This window comes from Flammeovirga pacifica (genome assembly GCF_000807855.2).
GTDB lineage: Bacteria > Bacteroidota > Bacteroidia > Cytophagales > Flammeovirgaceae > Flammeovirga > Flammeovirga pacifica.
Window position 1 is genome coordinate 3,181,832 of the sequence record NZ_JRYR02000001.1, and the last position, 21,428, is coordinate 3,203,259.

Here is a 21,428-nt window from a genome sequence, read left to right on the forward strand (position 1 = left end):
AGAAAGTGAAGAAATCCGTTAATATTTTGCCCAATCAGTGCCATAAAATATAGATTTGATCTAAAATCTAGACAATCACTTAAACTTCTTTCGATTTACATCAATTTTGATTGTTAATTTACTTCGTGATATCATTAATAAGTTTAATTTTGTGACTTCATCAAATTTTTTGAGACTTTGACATTAATTAAATCAATTTCCGGTATCCGAGGAACTATTGGTGGTTCAGCAGAAGATTCTTTGAACCCTGTAGATGCTGCTAGATTTTCTGCAGCTTATGCTAAATGGATTCTTGCCAATGCAGAAGGAAGCAAAAACAAAGTTGTTTTGGGTAGAGATGCCCGTGTTTCTGGCGGTTGGTTATCACAGATTGTATCGGGAACATTACAAGCAATGGGAGTAGATGTGCTTGACTTAGGTTTATCTACGACTCCAACTGTTGAACTTGCAGTTGAAATGGAAAATGCTGCTGGAGGTATTATTCTTACAGCAAGTCATAATCCTGCCAACTGGAATGCCTTAAAACTATTAAACTCCAAAGGTGAGTTTATTTCTGCTGAAGCAATGAAAGAAATTCTAGAAGATGCTGAAGCAGGTAACTATGAGTTTGTTGACTACAAAAAGACAGGTACAGTAACAGAAGATGATACTTATATTGATAAGCACATCGAAAAAATTCTTGCCCTTGACTTAGTCGATCTTGAAGCAATTAAAGCTAAGAAATTTAGAGTAGTTATTGACTGTGTAAACTCTACAGGAGGTATTGCTGTTCCAAAGTTGCTTGAAGCTTTAGGTGTTGAGCATACTGAAGAATTATTCTGTGAACCTAATGGTAGATTCCCACATAACCCAGAACCTCTTCCAGAACACATTAGTGAACTGTGTAGAACATTGGAAAATGGAAATTATCACCTAGGTATTATTGTCGATCCTGATGTTGACCGTTTGGCGTTAGTGACCGAAGATGGTACTCCTTATGGTGAAGAATATACATTAGTAACTGTTGCTGATTATGTTTTAGGAAAAACAGCAGGTAATACAGTTTCTAACATGTCTTCGACTAGAGCCTTGAGAGATGTTACTGAGAAGCATGGTGGTGAATATACTGCTGCTGCTGTAGGTGAAGTGAATGTAGTGAAAATGATGAAAGATACGAACGCTATCATTGGTGGTGAAGGTAATGGAGGTGTAATTCTTCCTGAGCTACACTATGGTAGAGATGCTTTAGTTGGTATCGCTTTGTTCTTATCTAAATTAGCTACTTTCGAAGGATCTGCTAACAGACTTCGTGCATCATATCCTAGCTATCATATCTCAAAAAATAAAATTGAACTGACACCAGAAATTGATGTTGATTTGATTTTAGAGAAAATACAAGAACGTTATGTCAATCAACCTATCAACACTTTAGATGGTGTGAAGATTGAATTTGGCAAAGAATGGGTGCATTTAAGAAAATCAAATACAGAACCTATCATTCGTATCTATTCTGAATCTGAAACGGAAAGAACAGCTGAACATTTGGCTCAAAAGATCATTTCAGATATTAAAGAAATTCTACAATCGAACAACACTGTAGAAGATAACGCTTAATACAAAACAAGGTTTAAATAACTGATTATCAGATTAATTTAACCTTAAAAGTATCCTAATATTACTTAAGAAAATGGGCAATCTCTCACAGATTGTCCGTTTTTTCATAACTTTGTATCCAATTGGTGTCATACCAACCTTGACTGTAAAAAGTCTTGGGAAAATTGGTGTAAGGTTAAACTACACAACAACCAATTCAAATCATTTTATAACACACTATGAGCATTTACTTAGATAGCGCTGCTAGTACAGCCTTAGATCCTCAAGTAAAAGAGGCTATGATTTCATCTATGGATGCCGTTTTTGGTAATCCATCATCCACTCACGCACACGGTAGAGCTTCTAAAGCAGAATTAGAAAAAGCTAGAAAGACGATTGCCCAAAATATAAATGCACTTCCTTCTGAAATCATATTCACCTCTGGTGGGACAGAAACAGATAATGCTGCTATCAAAGGGCTTGTTCATGCTTATGGTTTAAAAAGAATCATTACTTCTAAACTAGAACATCACGCAGTACTTCATATTACTGAGCATTTAGCTCAGGAACAAGGTATCGAGTTAATTTACTTAAACTGTGATAACAAAGGTGTTTTAGATTTAGATCAACTAGAATCATTACTTTCCGAAAAAGGAGAGCAAACTCTAGTAACACTTATGCACTGTAATAACGAAATCGGTAATATTTTAGATATTAAAAGAGTAGGCGATTTATGTAAAGAAGCAGGTGCATACTTCCATTCTGACACAGTACAAAGTGTAGGACACTTTCCTGTGGATGTAAAAGATATTTATATACACACACTAGCTGGTGCCGCACATAAATTCCATGGTCCTAAAGGAGCTGGTTTTATGTACATTAAAAAAGGTACTAAAATGCCTGCACTAATAGAAGGTGGTGGACAAGAACGTGAAGTGAGATCAGGTACTGAAAATGTTTGGGGTATTGTTGGTTTAGCCAAAGCTTTAGAAATTGCTACCGAAGAAATCGAGGCACATACTTCTCATATAAAAGAGGTAAAGCAATATATGGCTGATCAATTAAAAGAACATATAGATGGCGTTGAATTTAATGGTATGAGTGCTGACCTAGATAACAGTTTATACACTGTATTGAACGTAAGCTTCCCTCCTTCACCAAAAAATAATATGCTATTGTTTGCTTTAGACTTACAAGGCGTTTCTGTTTCTGGTGGATCTGCTTGTTCTTCTGGAGCATCGGTTGGATCTCACGTTATCGCCGGAATTGGTGGAGCAGCAGATAGAACTTCTGTTCGTTTCTCTTTCTCGAAATACAATAAAAAAGAAGAAATTGATACTGTAATTGGAAAGCTTAAAGAAATCTTAGGCCTGGTAGAAGCATAGGAATTCTTAAAACATTTCTTTAGATATACAATGAGGCTACCTCCTAGGATTAGGAGGTAGCCTCATTGTTTATTAAGCTTTTTTGCTTTATTACTTTTTACCTAATTTACTCTTTTTAATCGCCTCCTCATAAACATCTACATATAAAGGGCATACCTTTTCGATAGAGAATTGTTGTGCTTGTGTTAAAGCATTCTCTTTATAATAAGGTAAATTTTTATCATCTAGAATATGAAGTGCATTTTTGGCCATGTCTTCCACATCACCAATTTCAGACATCATACCTGTTAAACCATGGATATTTACTTCAGGAATACCACCTGCATTCGAAGAAACTACAGGTACTTGGCACGCCATTGCTTCTAGTGCTGCCAAACCAAAACTTTCCTTTTCAGAGGGCATCAAATATAAATCTGCCACCGATAGAATTTCTTCTACTTCGGCAATTTTACCCAAGAAACGTACGTCTGCACATGTTCTTAACTCTGCACATTTCTCTTCTAACTTTACTCTTTCGGGACCATCACCTACCATTAAAAGTTTACAAGGGATCTTTTCTCTCACTCTTTTAAATACTTCTAAGGCATCGTCTGCTCTTTTTACTTCACGCATATTCGAAACGTGAACTAATAGCTTTTCTCCATCAGGACAAATAGCCGTCTTAAAATGGTCTTTTTTATGCTTATTAAAACGGGATAAATCAACAAAGTTAGGAATAACTTTAATGTCTGTAGTTAAATCAAAATACTCATAAGTTTCTGCCTTTAAGCTTTCTGATACAGACGTTACACAATCCGATTCATCAATAGAAAAAGACACAACAGGGCCAAATGTCTCATCTTTACCAACAAGAGTAACATCAGTACCATGTAGTGTTGTTACTACAGGCATATTGATACCTTTCTTAGCTAAGATTTGTTTAGCGGTATAAGCTGCAGAGGCATGAGGTATAGCATAGTGCGCATGTAAAACATCTAAGTTTTCTGCTTGTGCTACTTCTACCATTTTACTTGTGAGTGCCAATTCATATGGAGGGTACTTAAAGAGAGGATACGTTCTGATATCTACTTTATGATAATATATATTTTCATCAAAAAAGTTTAAACGGGTAGGTTGTTCATAAGTTATAAAATGAACTTCATGACCTAGTTGAGATGCCAAACATTTTCCTAATTCTGTAGCTACCACTCCACTACCTCCGTAGGTTGGATAACATATGATACCGATTTTCACAGGTTAATAATTTTAATTATAATTAGGCAACAACTTCTTTATAAGAGATCCCCATATGAGAGGCAGAATACACCACTTTACCGTTTTCAAAAACAATTACTTGAGGAGATTGATGCTCCACCCCAAATTTTTCAGCAATTGCATTAGAAATAGGTCTGTATTGGATAAGATCTAAATAATAAGGAGTTACATTATTACCTTCTTCCCAAGAGCGTTCTAATCTATTCAATGCCATAGAACTAATCGAGCATCGTGTAGAATGTTTTAGAATCATGACTCTTTGATTATGAGACTCTTCTATAATTTGATCTAACTGATCTAACTCGTTTAATGTTTTCCAGTTCATTGTAGTACTTAAAGTTCGTTTAAACAACAGTCGCAATGTAGTTAAAAATTTATAGAAACTCCTACCTTTTTCATCAATTTGATGATGCAATAAAGGAATCTTCCTTTTGGAAATACATCCTTTTTTATAACTTATGATGTATTTGAATTAATAATTGTAAAAGTTCAATCACAATTTTTTTATCTATCAACAAGACTTCTCCTCTTTTATATGAAATATTTTTTAAAAGCATTAACTGAGTATAGTAACTTTTCTGACCGTACAAGAAGAAAAGAGTTTTGGATGTATACCCTATTCAGAATATTATTTGAATTACTCTTTTGTATGATTGCTGTTTACACTAGAACTTGGGCGATATATGCTATTGCACATGTGTTTATTCTTCTTCCAAGTATATCCATTTCTGTAAGAAGAATGCATGATACAGGTAGAAGTGGATGGTTTATTTTTGTCCCAATCATGAACATTATCTACCCTTTTATTGATAGTCAAAAAGGAGAAAACAAATATGGTCCTAATCCAAAAGGTCTTTAAAAAAATAACCCCTTCTTACCTCTAAAATGGATAAGAAGGGGTTATTTTGATAGATAACTTTTGTTACTTTTCTAACATCAATTGCAGTTCATCTCCATAGGTAATAGCAGCATGTTGAAGAGTAAATTGATGATAAGGTTTTCCTTTGGTCATTTTATTCATAATTGTACATCAATCGCTTTTTTTATGTAGCCCTTTTTCTCTTAATTTTCTTTTCTCAGCCAATTCGTCTTGCTTTTGTTTTTCCCACATTTGTTCTCTCACCTGCCATTGCTTCACCGCTACTCTTTCAATTACCTCTTCTAAAACTTTATTCGTTAATTCTGCAACGAGTTGAGAATCCTCGTTTTTATCTTTAGAGAATAGAGCACCTTCAATTACTTGATAGACGACATCTTTAAGTACTTCTTCATTTTTTTCTGAAGAGATGTCTTTTAATATATCATTGACTACATTATTTACGATATCAGATATAGCTCCCTCTAATCTTCCTGCAGCATAATTTCCTACGACCGGTATCAGTTTTATATCATTTATTTCTTGATTCTCCTTTACCGCATCTTCAATCAGCACATCAACGTATCCTTTTAAATCTTCTTCTCTTTCTATGTGAACTTTTCTTACAACATTCATCACTTTTGAAGAGACCAAATGAGAAATACTATCATGATAGGGTTTAACCACATCATTTAAAAATTTATTATTTCCATATTCTCCTGTATTCACTTCATCTTTCACTCCCTCTAAAACATTAATAACAACAGCATCAGATATTTCTTCTACCACAATTTCTTTAATATGAAGTATTGTTCGGTATATGCCTAAATTTTCTAAGTTGATAATCTCGTTACTATGCCAACGAAACAACATGGCAAAAATCCTTAATAAACGGAAAAAGTGCATTCCTGGAAAACTACCAATCAAATCATAAAAGTGAATAAAAGGATAGAAATACCATTTTGCATAGGTTTTAAGTCGATAAGCTTCACGCCATGAAAATAAAAATTCCATCAGATAGAAGCACATAAACCCTATTTCAATGATATAGAAATTATCGAATATATAATCTTGATATAAAAATGCAGGATATGGTATGAGATAAAATAAGGTATCTCTTACAATCTCGGTCTCAAAAAGAGAATTAAAAACCATCCACAAGAGGTGAAAAATTATGATGTTCAACATGATAATGTCGCGCACCAAACGTTTGTATTCTTGCTTGTCTAACTTATCGTAGTTAAAATGCTTTTTGATACTTAGAAAAATATTCATTCTAAAAATTTTGATTATTCTTAAGCAAAATACCAATAATTATGGATACCTATAGAAATTCAATTATTAAGAATCTATAATATCTGAAGTTCTTTAAGAATTCTAATTTTTTTAGCTTCATTGCTGTGTATTATAAAGTGTTTCACCCTATATTAGTTAAGTAAAAACTTACTATAACCTATTCGATTACCAACCAATAATCAACATGTACAACGAACCAATGTTAAGAGACAATGCACTCCAAGGAAAAAACTATATAGTTACTGGAGGAGCTACAGGCTTGGGTAAGTCTATGACGAAATATTTTCTTGAACTCGGTGCTAATGTTACCATTTGTAGTCGTAAAGAAGAAAAGCTCAAAGAGGCTGCAGATGAATTAGAAGAACAGACGGGTAAAAGACCATTCTATGTAGTCTGTGATGTTAGAAAATATGATCAGATAGAAAATGTTATTGAGGAGGCTTCTCAAAAATTTGGACAAATTAATGGCCTTTTGAACAATGCAGCCGGTAATTTTATTAGTCCTACAGAACGTCTTAGTCATAAAGCTTTTGATACAATAGTAGACATTGTTTTAAAAGGAACATATTACTTTACTTTAGCCATAGGAAAATATTGGATAGCCAACGGTATCAAAGGGGTAATGCTAAATATTGTCACTACTTATGCTTCCACAGGTTCGGGATTTGTGGTTCCTTCAGCATGTTCAAAAGCTGGAGTATTAGCACTCACTAGATCATTAGCTGTAGAATGGGCAAAATATGGCATTCGTGCCAATGCGATTGCTCCAGGGCCATTTCCAACAAAAGGTGCATGGGATAGATTATTCCCTGAAAATATTAGAGAGCAATTTGATGAGGCTGGAAAAGTACCAGTAGGTCGCGTGGGAGAACATCAAGAGTTGGCCAATTTAGCTGCTTATTTAATGTCTGATTTCTCTGCTTATATGAATGGAGAAGTGGTTACCATAGATGGTGGTGAATGGCTAAAAGGTGCTGGAGAGTTTAACCATTTAGATGCCATACCTTCTCCTGTTTGGGATGATATTGCTTCGTCAATTCGACAATCAAATAAAAAGAAGTAAACTACTCAATACGGCATTTCAATAATACCGTCTCAATAAAAAATAATTACCTGAGTTTAATGAATTTTCATCATACTTAGATAAAGTAAAAAGCGAGGCTAACTCATTTTAAAATAAGTTAGCCTCGCTTTTTTATTCTCTCAGAATTTAATGATTAATCCTCATTTTCTTCATTATCTTCTAATTCAGATGCATTTTTTCTTTCCTCCGCTTTTGATATTCTAGCTTGCACATCATCCACATTCATTTTTTCTTTTATCAAAAATGATGTTCTGTACTTTCTTTTAATTTTAGTATGCTCTGCGTGGGCAGTTAATCTATCGTAATAGTAACCCGCTTTCACCTTGTAATTTGGTTGTTCAAAAGTAAGTTCTACTTCATAATTACCAAAACGTTCTTTTAGATTATATACCACATCTTCTGCTCTAGCTCTATTGCTACCAGAATATACCATGATTCTATAAATAGGGATTCCTCCTAGATCTCTTGATGCAAGGTCTCCAAGAATGGTATTCACTTCTTCGTTTACATCACCCGTAGGTAAGGTATTTGAAGTAACTGTTTCTTCTATATCCTGGGGTTTTGATACTTCTTCTACATGTTCTGGAACAGGCATGTATGAAGCAAAATCTGTATTTGTGATTACAGTCGATGAAGAAGATGATGATGTTGTTTGAGAGGGTTTACAAGCTACAGCTCCCAAAAATAAACTCACTATTAAAAATCGTAAGAGTAACTTCATAATAAAGATTTAGATAATATACAGCTCCAAATGGAGGTTGCTATTTGTAAGAACAGGAATGATACAACTAAATGTAGTCATATCATTCCTGAATACCCTTCAAAAAGGAGACTCCTTTTCATTTAAGGGTTAAATATATTTACTTAATTGACTATGATTCTAAGATCACGCAATTACCGTTTTCTATATCTGCCTCAACAGTTTTGTATTTCACCCCTTCTTTCACCGTACCGTTTTGATATTTCACATTAACACGATCGTTTCTAGAATAGGTTTTATCACTGTTTCTTGGTTTTACAACTTCGACAGGAGCTCTTGGTGCTTGGGGTGCACCTTGACCTTGAGGAATCTGAGGTTTAGGATCATTTCCTAAAGAAGAACCTGCATCAGCTTTTGACGCTGTTACTTGTGGTTCTGGTCTTCTTTGTTGTTGAGGAGCCGCAGGCATTGGAGGTTGTTCCTGAACAGGAATTCTCGCCTTCGATAAGAATGAAATAATTTCATCATTCACCTCAGCAATAAACGATTTAAACAAATTGAATGACTCAAACTTGTAAATCAATAATGGATCTTTCTGCTCGTGAACTGCATTTTGAACTTGTTGTTTCAACTCATCCATTTCTCTTAAGTGATCTTTCCATAAATGGTCAATCACTGCAAGAGTAGCACTTTGAGCCAATGCCGTTCCTACTTCATCTCCATCAGACTCTAAAGCGTTGTCTAAGTTCACATTGATTTGGAACATTCTATGGCCATCTGTAAATGGCATTACAATGTTTTCTACCACTCCACCTCTTTCTTCTTTTACTTTTTCGAAGATAGGTTTTGCTTTTTCCCAAATCGATTGATTTTTAGACTTATAATGTTCTAAAGCCTCTTTGTATAATTCTTGTGTTAAATGTTCTTCATTTAACTCATGGAATCCATCTTGATTTATTTCAGTAGATACACCTAAAACTTTTAATGCATCTAATTTAAAACCTTCGTAGTTACCTACATGAGTTTCTGCAATATTACCACAAACATCAAAGAAAGTGTTCATGATATCTACTTGAAGACGATCTCCAAATAAAGCATTTCTACGACGACGGTAGATCACTTCTCTTTGGTAGTTCATCACATCATCATACTCTAATAGACGCTTACGAATAGCAAAGTTGTTTTCCTCTACTTTTCTTTGAGCTCTTTCGATTGACTTAGTAATCATTGAGTGCTGAATTACTTCACCTTCCTCAAGACCTAATCTATCCATTACTGATGCTATACGCTCTGAACCGAATAAACGCATCAAGTTATCTTCTAAAGAAACAAAGAATTGCGTTGATCCTGGATCACCTTGACGACCAGAACGACCTCTTAACTGACGGTCTACACGACGAGATTCGTGTCTTGAAGTACCAATAATAGCTAAACCACCTGCACCTTTTACTTCTGCTGGTAATTTAATATCAGTACCACGACCGGCCATGTTGGTTGCAATAGTTACGGCACCTGACTGACCCGCTTTTGCTACTACCTCTGCTTCACGACCATGTTGCTTGGCATTCAATATTTGGTGATCAATACCTCTCATTTTTAATAAACGAGACATAATTTCAGAGTTTTCTACCGAAGTAGTACCCACCAATACTGGACGACCTTGCTCCACTAATTTAAGAACTTCTTCTGCTACTGCATTGAATTTTTCTCGTACAGTTTTATACACAAAGTCCTCTCTATCATCACGAATAATTGGACGGTGAGTTGGTACAGTGACTACGTCTAATTCGTAGATTTCCCAGAATTCACCTGCTTCAGTAATTGCCGTACCCGTCATACCAGTTAATTTATGGTACATACGGAAGTAGTTTTGAAGTGTTACTGTCGCATAAGTTTGAGTAGCATCTTCAATTTTTACATTTTCTTTCGCTTCCAATGCTTGGTGAAGACCATCTGAATAACGACGACCTTCCATGACACGACCTGTTTGCTCATCAACAATTTTCACTTTATTGTCGACCAAGATATAATCGATATCTTTTTCGAATAAAGTATATGCTTTAAGCAATTGTTTCATTAAGTGAATACGTTGAGATTTCGTATCGAAGTCAGCAATCAAAGCATCTTTAGCTTCGATTTTTTCTTCGTCTGATTTCTCAGGGTCGTTTTCAATTTTACCAATACCTGTTGCCAAGTCTGGAAGTACAAAGAAGTCAGGGGAGTTATGGCCAGTAACGGTTTTGATACCATTCTCTGTTAACTCTACACTGTTGTTCTTTTCCTCAATTACAAATAACAATGGCTCATCAGCTTCTGGCATGCGGCGGTTATTATCCTGCATGTATTCACCTTCTACTTTTTGTAGCAATTGTTTCATTCCTTCTTCACCAAGGAATTTGATTAGAGGTTTATATTTTGGAAGTGATCTATGCACTCTTAGTAATTGTAAACCACCTTGAGTCTTATCTCCTTCTTTAATTAATTTTTTTGCTTCGTTCAACATTTTTTGAGCCTGCTTACGTTGCTCATCAACTAATGTTTGAACTTTAGGTCTTAACTCTGCAAACTCTTCTTGTTGATCTCCTTTTGGTACAGGACCTGAGATAATCAATGGAGTTCTAGCATCATCAATAAGAACGGAGTCAACCTCATCAATCATTGCAAAGTGATGTTCTCTTTGCACAAGATCGTCCTTATCTCTAGCCATATTATCACGTAGGTAATCGAAACCAAATTCGTTATTTGTACCATAAGTGATGTCTGCACGGTAAGCTTTTCTTCTTGAGTCTGAGTTAGGTTGATGCTTATCAATACAATCTACAGATAACCCGTGGAACTGGAATAAAGGAGCATTCCATTCTGAGTCACGCTTTGCAAGATAGTCGTTGACAGTTACAACATGCACACCTCGTTTTGCTAAAGCATTTAAGTAAGCAGGTAATGTACCTACGAGTGTTTTACCTTCACCCGTCATCATTTCACCTACTTTTCCTTGATGAAGGAAGATACCACCCAATAATTGTACATCGTAGTGGATCATATTCCATTCTACTTCAGTACCAGCAGCTAACCACTTGTTTGCCCAAGTTGCTTTTTCCCCATCAATAGTTACATTCTCATATTTTGCCGCCATTTCACGGTCATAATCTGAAGCAGTAACTACTATTGATTTATTTTCTGTATATCTACGACCTGTTTCTTTTACCACTGCAAAAGCTTGCGGTAAAAGGTCCAATAGAATTTCTTCTAACTTATCGTTACGGTCTTTCTTTAATTTATCGATATCCTTGAAAGCCTTGTCTTTAAAAGCCAAATCTAACTTAGGATCATTATCAACAGACTGCTTTAACTCATCAATTTGAACATCAATATCATTTAGCCCTTTTTCGATATAATCAATGAAATAAGCGGTTTTACCTCTTAATTCATCATCAGAAATACTTTGAAGCTTTTGATATTCTGTATTAATCTTTTCAATATAAGGGGTAATTTTCTTAAGGTCCCTTTCTGATTTTGTACCAAAAACCTTTGAAAATACTTTGGTTATTGATTCTAACATATATGTTTTTTAAAAATGTGTAATCTTATAGAATTGACAATCTATTATAGGGAATAGATAATCGAAACAAATTTAATGTAATTAAACGATATTCAATAAATAGATGATAGAAGATATATGTGATTATTCACATTTTTTGCTACTAAATAAAAAAAACCGAAGAAATTATTCCTATTTCTTCGGTTTTTATCTATGACTACAAGTTATAAGTCTTCCGTTCAGAATTCTTATTGCTCATCAGTTTTCCATAAACTATCTATTTGCATGGTAAAAATGAGAGAAGATCTACCTGGTATATTAGGAGGGCTTCCTGCCACACCATATCCATACTGTGATGGAATAACCACTTTAGCTATCTCATGTTCATGCATTTCAAATAACGCAATATTCCACCCCTCAATAACAGATGTTTTTCCTAAAACTACCTCAAAAGGTACTCCTGTTAAAACATTACTATCAAAAGGAACAGCCTCTGGACCTCTTACCCATCCTGTATAAGTTACGTGAATTGAATCACCAAAACTAATTTTACGATCTGGATCTATAGGTTGCCCTGTAGTTGTACCTGTAGAGGTCATGTATACCCCAAATTTCAGGTATTGATCTACATCGCTGTCATTATCAGCAACAAATACACTATCTGCAATAATGTATTGTCTAATTAAAAAATCTTCAGCTGCATTTTCATCAATATCTTCTAGCACATCGCTCTTTTCAGTACAAGAGAAAATGCTAAAACATGCAGCGAATAATAAAAAGTAATATGGAATGCGTAATTGCATAATTTGATAAAGTAAATGACTAATTATCTTAATCTTTTTCTTCCACTGTTATTTTAAACACAAGTGTTTTAAATGGACGAATTCTTTTGAACAAGTCAAAAGTTTGTGGATTGTCTCCTGTTTCCCAGTATGCCGTATGTGAAGGCATTACAAAGATAGCAGATTCTCCGTATTTCATTGTTCTTAATGCTTTATACCAACCATTAATCACTTGAGTAGTGGCATTTTCGTCACGAGCAGCTTTAGCACTTTCGTAAACTCTTAAGTTCAATGGTGTATCTGAATCAATATTTGAATCGAAAACTAAACTTTCTCTATCTGGAGAAGTAACACTAATAAATTTACCTTCATAACGCACATTTACAGTATCACCTATAGATATAACATCTCCGCTACCATCAGTAACTGTTTTCTTAACGATGTAATCAGGTATTTCTAATGGTATACCATCTTTACCCCATTCTTCTTCAACAATCGAAGAGTTACTAAATAGTGTATCATTTTCAATTCCACTGAATCCTGGAATTGAATCTTGAGCATATTGTTGTGCTAAAGATTTTTCATGCTCGGCTTGAGAATAAACATTTCTTACCGCTTTAATTTGTAATTTTTCAGCAGTTATGATATCATTAAACTGAAGACCAATACCTGAAGAAGAAGTACCTCCAAAGGCTAAATAAGAAGGGATATACACTCTTTCAGGAATTTCTGTTCCTCTTAAGTTTATTACAGCATCTAAGTAACCTAAACATATGGCACCTCTACGCATTGCAAATGTGTAAGTAGAATCCTTTAAAAATACTTGAGTCACCAAGTTATCTGGGTCTGTATCAACTTGCTCATTACCAATCAAACTTTGATCAAACCTTCTAAGATCAAGAGTTGACTCAATGATACGTATATCATGGCCACTATCATCTGGTTTTGCAGGTGGGAATAAAATACCCTCGTTTGGAGTAATATACACTCCGTAACCTGAACCTAGCGATGATGTTTTAAAATAGTCAATATTATTGTCGTTTAAGTAGTTTTCAAGTGTTTGAGTATCTTGAGCTACATAATCTACAATATCATTTTTTAGACAACCTGTCATAGCTAATAAGAAGCCAGCAGATATAATAAATTTAAAGAAATTGTTGTAAGTATTGTTCATAAGATAAGTAGGTTTTTATTTAATTAGATTTCCACTTAATGTATTCAACAAGAGGCAGTTAAAATCCACATTTCCAATAACAACAAATTTACCAATATTAATAATGGTAAATTTGTTGTATTATAATATATTATCTATTTATAAGTCTATTTAAGAAACTTATCTTAATTCTTAAATTATTTTGTGTTTGGTGCTTCTGGTGAAGAGAAGTTTACCAATTCTACATCAAACTTAAGTACCGAGTTTGCAGGGATTTGCGCTCCCATTGCTCTTTGACCATAAGCTAACGGAGAAGGAACGTACAAAGTAGCTTTAGCACCTTTGTTTAACAAAGCGATACCTTCATCCCAACCTTTGATTACTCTACCTTGACCCAATACGAACGGTAATGGTTGCCCGCGATCTAAAGAAGAATCAAATTTAGACCCATCTAACAAAGTACCAGTATAGTGAACTTCTACGTTATCACCATTTTGTGGTTGTGGTCCTTTACCTTCTTGAGTGATTACATAATACAAACCTGATTCAGTTTTTTGAACCCCGTTGATATTGTTTTTAGAAAGGTAATCTTGAATTAATTTATCATCAATAGCAATTTGTGCCTTTGCGTCTTCTTCAGCTTCTGCTTCTTTTACTTGAGTATAATCTTCTCTGTTATCAAAAACTCTTGATAAACGAAGACCTACAGTAACTACATCTAAGCTATCCTTCACAAATGGAGGTAACATTTTACCAAAGAAATCTTTAGCTACGATAGTCATTTGAGTAGAATCACCCTCATGTGCCATCATTAACATCTCGATAATAGGATCAATTTGTTGACCTTCAGCAATTGCTTTTTTGAAAACTGAATCGGGAGGAATAACAAACATTTCATATTCTCCTCTACCCATCATTGAGTTTTCGAAAAGAGTTGAATCTTTGTCATCAGAAATTTTGAATTTAAATTCGATAACGTTGTTTTCGATTGGCTTCACTCCATTTCCGTTCTCAACTACATCAAACTCTCTACCAGATTGAGTTTTTTTAGTACATGCAACAGCACCCAACATAAGGATACCTACTGCAATTTTCTTTGTAATTTGCATATTTAGTTTTAATATAAATCTATTTCAGTTTCTCTTCTAAAACTTTTTTAAATAAGGCTACAGCCTCATCAATAGTCATTCCATCTACTCTGCCACCTGCTGCATTTTTATGACCTCCGCCATTAAAATGCTCTGCAGCTAAATCTGCTACAGAAAAGTCGCCAATAGAACGTAAGGATACTTTAATACCGTCTCTTTCGTCTGTTTCTTTAAATATACCTGCAATCTTAATTCCATTCACAGACAAAGCATAATTCACTAATCCTTCTGTGTCTCCAGATTGTAGCTTATAATTGTCTCTGTCGTCTTGAGATACTGTAAAAAAACCTGTATTTAAATCAGACCAAAAAGTAAGGTTTTCTTTTAATGCATGACCCAAGAAACGTAATCTTCTCTCTGTGTTATTGTCATATATTAGATTGTATAACCTTGCTGTATCTAAGCCTGTATCTTTTAAAGCGGCGGCAATACGTAATGTTCTACTACTTACACTAGGGTATTTAAACGATCCTGTATCTGTAACAATACCTGCATATAGACATGCTGCGATACGTTGATCAATTTTTTGAGTCCCTTCGTCTAAGTCAATAAACTCATAGATTAATTGAGCTGCAGCAGCGGCATCAATATCCCAAAGTTCATAATCAGCAAACTCTACTTTACCTCTGTGGTGATCAATCATCACAATAGTCTTATTACTTAATTGCTTTTCGACCATTGGACCTAGATCCTCTATTCTGCTCAATGCAGAAAAATCAACACAAAAAATAACATCAGCTTTATTAATAATGTCCTCTGATATTTCTGGTTGTTCTTTATCGTGAATAACTACTTCTTCATGGCCTGGCATCCAATGTAAAAATGATGGATAAGCATTTGGCGATAAAACAGTAGTGTTGTGCTCGTCTTTTCTTAGGTACCAAGATAAACCCAAAGCTGATCCTATGGCATCTGCATCTGGTTTTGTATGTGGTATGATGACCACATTTCTTGGTTCTTCTAAAAATTCTTTAAGCGTATTAAAATTATGCATAAGTTGATTTGCTCATAGCATGAATACCGTTCTTCTCTTCCAACACGTCAGATGATTCATGCGGTTGCATATGAATTAGCACACAAAAGTCTTAAAAAATGTACTCTTAATCAATTTATTATCAATTATCTAACCCTTTTATGTACTTTATTTAGATTTTTTTGACATTAAACAACACTAAATCAACATTTTAGAGGTATAAATATTCTCTATTAATTTCCTATAAATCAGATAAATCACCTTTTTAAAAATTAAAATGAGGTTAAAATGAAAGCGGTTTTGTTAAAAAATAGAAATTACGCAACCAAATTACTATTCAGTCGTTCGATTAAACAAGGATAATAAAAAATTGATTAGGTAGTAGATTAGTTAAGATCGTGCAAAAGGGATTTCACTTTGTGATATCCCTTTTTTTTTGATTAGTGATAAATGTATAGTGAATTCTACTTCTCATTTCCTAAATTTGTTGATTGGAGTATTTGAAGCAATTCTGAAATAATATTTTGCTTCTGAAGATGAATTAAATTGGCAAATACATTGGCAAAAGGGAAAACTAAAGAGAAAAAAGAAACACCCATGATGAAACAGTTTAATGCCATTAAGGCAAAACATCCAACAGCGATGTTACTGTTTAGAGTTGGTGATTTTTATGAGACATTTGGTGATGATGCAGTTACTGCAAGTAAAATTCTTGATATCGTTCTAACGAAGCGTTCTAATGGAGCTGCTTCTGAGATGGCGTTAGCTGGATTTCCACATCATGCTTTAGATACCTATTTGCCTAAATTAGTTAAGGCTGGGCAAAGAGTTGCTATTGTAGACCAATTAGAAGACCCTAAAACCGCAAAAGGTGTGGTTAAAAGAGGCATTACTGAGTTGGTTACTCCTGGTGTTTCTATGAATGATAATGTACTAAGTGTAAAACAAAATAATTATTTATGCGCAGTACACATTGTCAAAGATCAACTTGGTATTTCTTTCCTTGATATTTCTACTGGTGAGTTTTTTGTAGCACAAGGCGATCAGAACTACATTGATAAACTTCTACAAGGGTTTTCTCCATCAGAAGTGCTCTACTGCAGAAATGATCAGGATAAATACAAAGATATTTTTGGTGATACCTACCCTACTTTCCGTCAGGATGACTGGGTCTATACTTCTGAGTATGCTTACGAGAAGCTGACAAATCATTTTAAAACAAAAAACCTTAAAGGGTTTGGTATAGAAAACCTGCCTTTAGCGATTATTGCTGCAGGTGCAATTCTTAACTACCTAGAACTTACAGAACACCATCAAATAGAACATATTCATCAGATCAGTAGAATTCAAGAAGATAAATATGTTTGGTTAGATAAGTTTACTGCTAGAAGCTTAGAATTGATTTATCCTCAAAATGATGGCGGTATACCTCTTATTGATATTTTAGATCAGTGTGTTACTCCTATGGGGGCGCGTTTGATGAAAAAATGGACGGTTCTTCCTTTAAAAGAAAAGAAAAGTATTGACCACCGATTAGCTGTAGTCAATTACTTTGTCGAAAATGAAGATACAGCAGAAGATGTACTCGCTCACTTAAGACAAGTAAATGATGTAGAACGCTTGATATCAAAAGTGGCGGTGGGAAGAGTCAACCCAAGAGAATTGGTGTATATCAAAAAAGCACTGCAACATTCTGCACCCATCAAAAAGCTACTTTCTGGTTGTCAGGCCTCAGAAATAAAAGAGATAGCGGACCACATCAATACTTGTGATGTTTTAGTGGAACGCATCGAACAACAACTTCAAGATAATCCTCCGATCAACCCTGCCCAGGGAAGTATGATTAGAGAGGGAGTTGACAAAGACTTGGATGAACTAAGATTGATTTCTCACTCCGGAAAAGATTTTCTTCAGAAGATACAGGAAAGAGAAAGTGAACGCACAGGAATTCCTTCTTTAAAAATTGGTTACAATAAAGTTTTCGGCTACTATTTAGAAGTTCGAAATACACATAGAGATAAAGTTCCTCAGGAGTGGATTCGTAAATCTACCCTAGTAAATGCAGAAAGGTACATTACAGAGGAATTGAAAAAATATGAGGAGAAAATTCTAAATGCTGAATCTCAGATTTCGGTGATTGAGAATAAGATTTTTATGGACTTGGTACATACAGCCAACAAGTATATTACTCCTATTAAACAAACCGCTTCGACGCTTGCGAAGGTGGATTGCCTCCTTTCTTTTGCTCTTAATGCACTAGAATATCAATATACACAGCCAACAATCACAGATGATCAGTCGCTTGATATTAAAGATGGACGCCACCCTGTAATTGAAAGACAACTTTCTGCAGATGATCCTTATATACCTAATGATGTTTTCTTAGACAATCAAGAACAACAGATTATGGTTATTACAGGACCAAACATGTCGGGTAAATCAGCTTTATTACGTCAGACGGCATTAATTGTATTGATGGCACAAATGGGTTCTTTTGTACCTGCTTCTGCTGCTCAAATTGGTATAGTTGATAAGGTATTTACTAGAGTGGGTGCATCAGATAACCTTTCTAAAGGTGAATCTACTTTTATGGTAGAGATGACAGAAACGGCAAGTATACTTAATAATATTTCTGATCGTTCTCTAGTCTTAATGGATGAGATTGGTAGAGGAACAAGTACTTATGATGGTGTTTCTATTGCTTGGGCGATTGTAGAATATCTGCATAATCATCAAAAAGCTAGGGCGAAGACATTATTTGCCACTCACTATCATGAATTGAATGAGCTGGCAGTAGATTTCCCTCGAATTAAGAACTTTAGTGTATCAGTTAAAGAATATCAAAAGAAAATTATCTTCCTTAGAAAACTGAAAGAAGGAGGAAGCGAACATAGTTTTGGTATTCATGTAGCACAATTGGCTGGTATGCCTAATACTGTAGTAAGAAGATCAGAAGAAATCTTAGATCACCTCGAAGAGGATAAAAGAAAAGAGAAAAATAAAGAAAAAATTAAAGAAGTTCCTAAAGAGAATTATCAACTTTCTATATTTGATACAGCATCAGATCCTATTGCTAAAAAACTAAAGGAAGAAATGGAAAATTTAGATATTAATACCATGACACCATTAGATGCAATGATGAAATTAAACGAACTAAAGAAACTATTAAATTAATTTTTTGATATGGATATTTACGAAAAAGAACAACCAAAGAAATTTCCCGTTGCCATGAAATATGCTGCTATTGCAGGTGTATTTTCTTTCGGGTATTCTATCTTTTTAATGATGATGGAAAAAAGCCAAGATCAATTCTTAGGCATGTTAGGAATGGTTGTAACTGCTGTTGCTATGTTTATGGCAACTAGAGAATATAAAAATGATTGCGAAGGTTATTTACCTTTTAAAGAAGGGTTTAAAATTGGTGCATTAATGGGAGTAATTTCTTCATTTATCTCTAATTTGCTTAATTATTTTTATGTAGCATTTATTGATTCTAGCTTTATTGAACAAGCAGTAGATGTTACAGTAAAGGAAATGGAATCTAACCCTCAGATAACAGATGAACAATTAGAGCAGTCGATAAAAATGGTAGAATGGATGATGGGTACTCCTATTCCTTTTCTCATTGCCTTTATTTTTGCATCAATTATGTCTTGTCTTCTTGCTCTTGGTGTTGCAGGAATTTTAAAGCAAGAAAATCCAGAAGCCGTTTAATTTTAAACTCATAAGAAAATATGTCTACGGATCATAAAATTGATGTTTCCATTGTCGTTCCTTTATTAAATGAGTCAGAATCTCTTCCTGAACTTATTGATTGGATAGCAAGAGTTTTTAAACAAGAAAACTTGGTGGGAGAAGTGTGTTTGATTGATGATGGAAGTACTGATAATTCGTGGGAAATTATTTGTCAGCTAAAAGAGAAATATTCTTGGATTAAAGCTATTCGATTTTTAAGAAATTACGGTAAATCTGCTGCTCTTCAAATGGGTTTTCAAGAAGTTTCAGGAGAAGTAGTTATTACTATGGATGCTGATCTTCAAGATAGTCCTGATGAGATTCCGGAACTAAGAAGAATGATATTAGAAGAGGATTTTGATATTGTATCGGGTTGGAAAGAAAAAAGATACGACCCTATCACTAAAACAATTCCTACTAAAATATATAATGCTGCAACTAGAGCCTTATCTGGTATTAAACTTCATGATATGAATTGTGGGCTTAAAGCCTACAAATTAGATGTTGTGAAGGTCATTGAGGTGTACGGTGAAATGCATAGATACATTCCTGTTATTGCCAAATGGCATGGATTCGGTAAGATTGGTGAGAAACCAGTAATACATCAAGCTAGAAAATATGGATCGACCAAATTTGGGTTGGAACGTTTTGTAAATGGCTTTTTAGATCTAATGTCAATTACTTTTGTCTCTAGATTTAAGAAAGCTCCAATGCACTTTTTTGGTACATTAGGTTCATTATCTTTCTTAACAGGTACTATTTCAGCACTGTGGTTACTTATCGAAAAAGTCTATTTATCAATAAATGGTTTACCAATTGATAGAGAAGTAACAGAAAAACCTCTTTTCTATTTGGCTTTAACTGCAGTCATTATCGGTACACAGATGTTCATGACAGGTTTTATAGCAGAAATGGTATCATTAAATCAACCAGATAGAAATGATTATCATATTAAAAGTAGAATAGAATAATTAAAAATATAATATAGAAAAAGGCGATCTCAGAACTGAGATCGCCTTTTTTATTTCATCAACTTTTTTTAATTAGTTACTCCCAGGTTGAGTGGGGTACTTCTTAAATATACTTTTGATAAAACGATTAATATTTCTTTCTCTTATTGTAGGACTTTCTTGCTTTTCAGATAATGTACTTACTGCAGCAGCTTCCCATAACAATTGCTTAGCGGCTGTATCAAATACATCAATTACAAAAGTACCTTCTGTATAATCGTATTCTGAATAATGAGTGGCACCTACACCCCAAGGGCCATACCATCCACCATAACCAGCGTTATACGATGTTACACTTTTCTTTTCTTTTGTCGTAAATACCATTCCGACTTGTAAATCGGCTGTAGTATCTTGCTCAGAATAAGTATATCCTAATTGCTGCATGTTTGCAATGACAGCGTTCTTAACTCTTTCTCTATCAAAAGCAGTTACCTTAGTTGAAGCAGAATTCCCCTGCCAAGGCAATAAGCTAAATGTTTTATATTGATTAAAGTTCGTTCCCGGATTATAATCTGTTGTAATCTTAGTGGAAGAACATGAAGTCACTAAGAAAGCAATACCTATACAAGCACTGATTGTTAGCCAAATGTTTTTTAAATTTTTCATATTCCTAAATGTTTTGATGAGTAGTTGTGTTAACTCAGATAAGTTTTGAACTATAAAGATTATAAATACTAGTGAGATCTACTTTATTTTACTGTAATATTCCTTGAAAGATTTAGAGTTTAATAAAGATTAAGACGATATATTAAATCTTAACATTATCAATGTTAAAAAAATCAGCCTATTGAATAACTCCAATAGGCTGATTTTTGTTAAGAAATATGTTTCATTTTAAATGAGATGACTAAAAAGGGGTCGATTTCCTTATCAATTGTGATGAACGAAAGTCATCCCATTAAAAATCTTTTTGTACTCACAGCTCTATAAAAAAGAACTGTG

General features: G+C 34.3%; 17 protein-coding genes. 7 read left to right on the plus strand and 10 right to left on the minus strand.

Annotation, left to right across the window (positions count from 1 at the left end; all coding sequences use genetic code 11):
- The first annotated feature begins 177 nt into the window (after nt 1-177).
- Together glmM and NH26_RS12435 are read left to right on the plus strand one after the other, a co-directional pair.
- Nucleotides 178-1,593 (plus strand): phosphoglucosamine mutase, encoded by a 1,416-nt coding sequence (glmM, locus tag NH26_RS12430; protein ID WP_044227787.1) that lies wholly within the window; start codon nt 178-180, stop codon nt 1,591-1,593.
- Nucleotides 1,594-1,811: 218 nt separating this feature from the next.
- Nucleotides 1,812-2,957: a cysteine desulfurase family protein gene (locus NH26_RS12435; RefSeq protein ID WP_044227784.1), complete on the plus strand. Its 1,146-nt coding sequence runs from the start codon at nt 1,812-1,814 to the stop codon at nt 2,955-2,957.
- A gap of 90 nt (nt 2,958-3,047) precedes the next feature.
- Here NH26_RS12435 and bshA read toward each other — a convergent pair whose 3' ends face one another.
- Entirely contained in the window at nt 3,048-4,190 is a 1,143-nt protein-coding gene (gene bshA / locus NH26_RS12440) for an N-acetyl-alpha-D-glucosaminyl L-malate synthase BshA (protein WP_044227781.1), read from the minus strand.
- Nucleotides 4,191-4,212: 22 nt separating this feature from the next.
- Nucleotides 4,213-4,536 carry a bacillithiol system redox-active protein YtxJ gene (gene ytxJ, locus NH26_RS12445; protein ID WP_044227778.1) on the minus strand — a complete coding sequence of 108 codons (324 nt, stop codon included), beginning with the start codon at nt 4,534-4,536 and terminating at the stop codon, nt 4,213-4,215.
- A gap of 210 nt (nt 4,537-4,746) precedes the next feature.
- Here ytxJ and NH26_RS12450 point away from each other — a divergent pair, with 210 nt between their 5' ends.
- Nucleotides 4,747-5,070, plus strand: a complete 324-nt coding sequence (locus NH26_RS12450; RefSeq protein WP_044227775.1) for a DUF805 domain-containing protein — start codon at nt 4,747-4,749, stop codon at nt 5,068-5,070.
- Nucleotides 5,071-5,241: 171 nt separating this feature from the next.
- On the opposite strand, the gene NH26_RS12455 is transcribed toward NH26_RS12450, so the two are convergent.
- Nucleotides 5,242-6,342: a hypothetical protein gene (locus NH26_RS12455; RefSeq protein WP_071397158.1), complete on the minus strand. Its 1,101-nt coding sequence runs from the start codon at nt 6,340-6,342 to the stop codon at nt 5,242-5,244.
- A gap of 205 nt (nt 6,343-6,547) precedes the next feature.
- On the opposite strand from NH26_RS12455, the gene NH26_RS12460 reads away from it, so the two are divergent.
- The gene (locus NH26_RS12460) at nt 6,548-7,426 is read left to right on the plus strand and encodes an SDR family oxidoreductase (RefSeq protein WP_044227769.1); all 879 of its coding nucleotides are present in this window, start codon (nt 6,548-6,550) and stop codon (nt 7,424-7,426) included.
- A 154-nt stretch (nt 7,427-7,580) separates the two neighbouring features.
- Here NH26_RS12460 and NH26_RS12465 read toward each other — a convergent pair whose 3' ends face one another.
- The 6 genes from NH26_RS12465 to NH26_RS12490 all read right to left on the minus strand — a co-directional run bounded on the left by NH26_RS12465 (nt 7,581) and on the right by NH26_RS12490 (nt 15,762).
- The gene (locus tag NH26_RS12465; protein WP_044227766.1) at nt 7,581-8,168 is read right to left on the minus strand and encodes an SPOR domain-containing protein; all 588 of its coding nucleotides are present in this window, start codon (nt 8,166-8,168) and stop codon (nt 7,581-7,583) included.
- A gap of 151 nt (nt 8,169-8,319) precedes the next feature.
- Nucleotides 8,320-11,706: a preprotein translocase subunit SecA gene (secA, locus tag NH26_RS12470; protein ID WP_044227764.1), complete on the minus strand. Its 3,387-nt coding sequence runs from the start codon at nt 11,704-11,706 to the stop codon at nt 8,320-8,322.
- 227 nt (nt 11,707-11,933) lie between these two features.
- Nucleotides 11,934-12,488, minus strand: a complete 555-nt coding sequence (locus NH26_RS12475; RefSeq protein ID WP_052432254.1) for an FKBP-type peptidyl-prolyl cis-trans isomerase — start codon at nt 12,486-12,488, stop codon at nt 11,934-11,936.
- A 28-nt stretch (nt 12,489-12,516) separates the two neighbouring features.
- Nucleotides 12,517-13,641, minus strand: coding sequence for an FKBP-type peptidyl-prolyl cis-trans isomerase (locus tag NH26_RS12480; protein ID WP_044227761.1), 1,125 nt, complete (start codon nt 13,639-13,641; stop codon nt 12,517-12,519).
- Nucleotides 13,642-13,817: 176 nt separating this feature from the next.
- A complete protein-coding gene (locus tag NH26_RS12485; RefSeq protein ID WP_052432253.1) occupies nt 13,818-14,729 on the minus strand; it encodes an FKBP-type peptidyl-prolyl cis-trans isomerase in 912 nt (303 codons plus the stop codon).
- Nucleotides 14,730-14,748: 19 nt separating this feature from the next.
- The gene (locus tag NH26_RS12490; protein ID WP_044227759.1) at nt 14,749-15,762 is read right to left on the minus strand and encodes a DHH family phosphoesterase; all 1,014 of its coding nucleotides are present in this window, start codon (nt 15,760-15,762) and stop codon (nt 14,749-14,751) included.
- A gap of 576 nt (nt 15,763-16,338) precedes the next feature.
- On the opposite strand from NH26_RS12490, the gene mutS reads away from it, so the two are divergent.
- The 3 genes from mutS to NH26_RS12505 are packed head-to-tail and all read left to right on the plus strand — an operon-like array spanning nt 16,339 to nt 20,447.
- Nucleotides 16,339-18,915 carry a DNA mismatch repair protein MutS gene (mutS, locus tag NH26_RS12495; protein ID WP_242427353.1) on the plus strand — a complete coding sequence of 859 codons (2,577 nt, stop codon included), beginning with the start codon at nt 16,339-16,341 and terminating at the stop codon, nt 18,913-18,915.
- A 9-nt stretch (nt 18,916-18,924) separates the two neighbouring features.
- Nucleotides 18,925-19,455 (plus strand): DUF4199 domain-containing protein, encoded by a 531-nt coding sequence (locus tag NH26_RS12500; protein WP_044227756.1) that lies wholly within the window; start codon nt 18,925-18,927, stop codon nt 19,453-19,455.
- Between the two features lie 20 nt (nt 19,456-19,475).
- Nucleotides 19,476-20,447, plus strand: coding sequence for a glycosyltransferase family 2 protein (locus NH26_RS12505; RefSeq protein WP_199880239.1), 972 nt, complete (start codon nt 19,476-19,478; stop codon nt 20,445-20,447).
- A 72-nt stretch (nt 20,448-20,519) separates the two neighbouring features.
- On the opposite strand, the gene NH26_RS12510 is transcribed toward NH26_RS12505, so the two are convergent.
- The gene (locus NH26_RS12510; RefSeq protein ID WP_052432252.1) at nt 20,520-21,092 is read right to left on the minus strand and encodes a DUF4136 domain-containing protein; all 573 of its coding nucleotides are present in this window, start codon (nt 21,090-21,092) and stop codon (nt 20,520-20,522) included.
- Nucleotides 21,093-21,428 lie beyond the last annotated feature (336 nt).

Bases quoted from the DNA above. Each gene is read 5' to 3' on its own strand.
- NH26_RS12435 (WP_044227784.1), top strand. From the start codon at position 1,812: ATGAGCATTTACTTAGATAGCGCTGCTAGTACAGCCTTAGATCCTCAA.
- ytxJ (WP_044227778.1), bottom strand. From the start codon at position 4,536: ATGAACTGGAAAACATTAAACGAGTTAGATCAGTTAGATCAAATTATA.
- NH26_RS12450 (WP_044227775.1), top strand. From the start codon at position 4,747: ATGAAATATTTTTTAAAAGCATTAACTGAGTATAGTAACTTTTCTGAC.
- NH26_RS12455 (WP_071397158.1), bottom strand. From the start codon at position 6,342: ATGAATATTTTTCTAAGTATCAAAAAGCATTTTAACTACGATAAGTTA.
- NH26_RS12460 (WP_044227769.1), top strand. From the start codon at position 6,548: ATGTACAACGAACCAATGTTAAGAGACAATGCACTCCAAGGAAAAAAC.
- NH26_RS12465 (WP_044227766.1), bottom strand. From the start codon at position 8,168: ATGAAGTTACTCTTACGATTTTTAATAGTGAGTTTATTTTTGGGAGCT.
- secA (WP_044227764.1), bottom strand. From the start codon at position 11,706: ATGTTAGAATCAATAACCAAAGTATTTTCAAAGGTTTTTGGTACAAAA.
- NH26_RS12475 (WP_052432254.1), bottom strand. From the start codon at position 12,488: ATGCAATTACGCATTCCATATTACTTTTTATTATTCGCTGCATGTTTT.
- NH26_RS12480 (WP_044227761.1), bottom strand. From the start codon at position 13,641: ATGAACAATACTTACAACAATTTCTTTAAATTTATTATATCTGCTGGC.
- NH26_RS12485 (WP_052432253.1), bottom strand. From the start codon at position 14,729: ATGCAAATTACAAAGAAAATTGCAGTAGGTATCCTTATGTTGGGTGCT.
- NH26_RS12490 (WP_044227759.1), bottom strand. From the start codon at position 15,762: ATGCATAATTTTAATACGCTTAAAGAATTTTTAGAAGAACCAAGAAAT.
- mutS (WP_242427353.1), top strand. From the start codon at position 16,339: ATGATGAAACAGTTTAATGCCATTAAGGCAAAACATCCAACAGCGATG.
- NH26_RS12500 (WP_044227756.1), top strand. From the start codon at position 18,925: ATGGATATTTACGAAAAAGAACAACCAAAGAAATTTCCCGTTGCCATG.
- NH26_RS12505 (WP_199880239.1), top strand. From the start codon at position 19,476: ATGTCTACGGATCATAAAATTGATGTTTCCATTGTCGTTCCTTTATTA.
- NH26_RS12510 (WP_052432252.1), bottom strand. From the start codon at position 21,092: ATGAAAAATTTAAAAAACATTTGGCTAACAATCAGTGCTTGTATAGGT.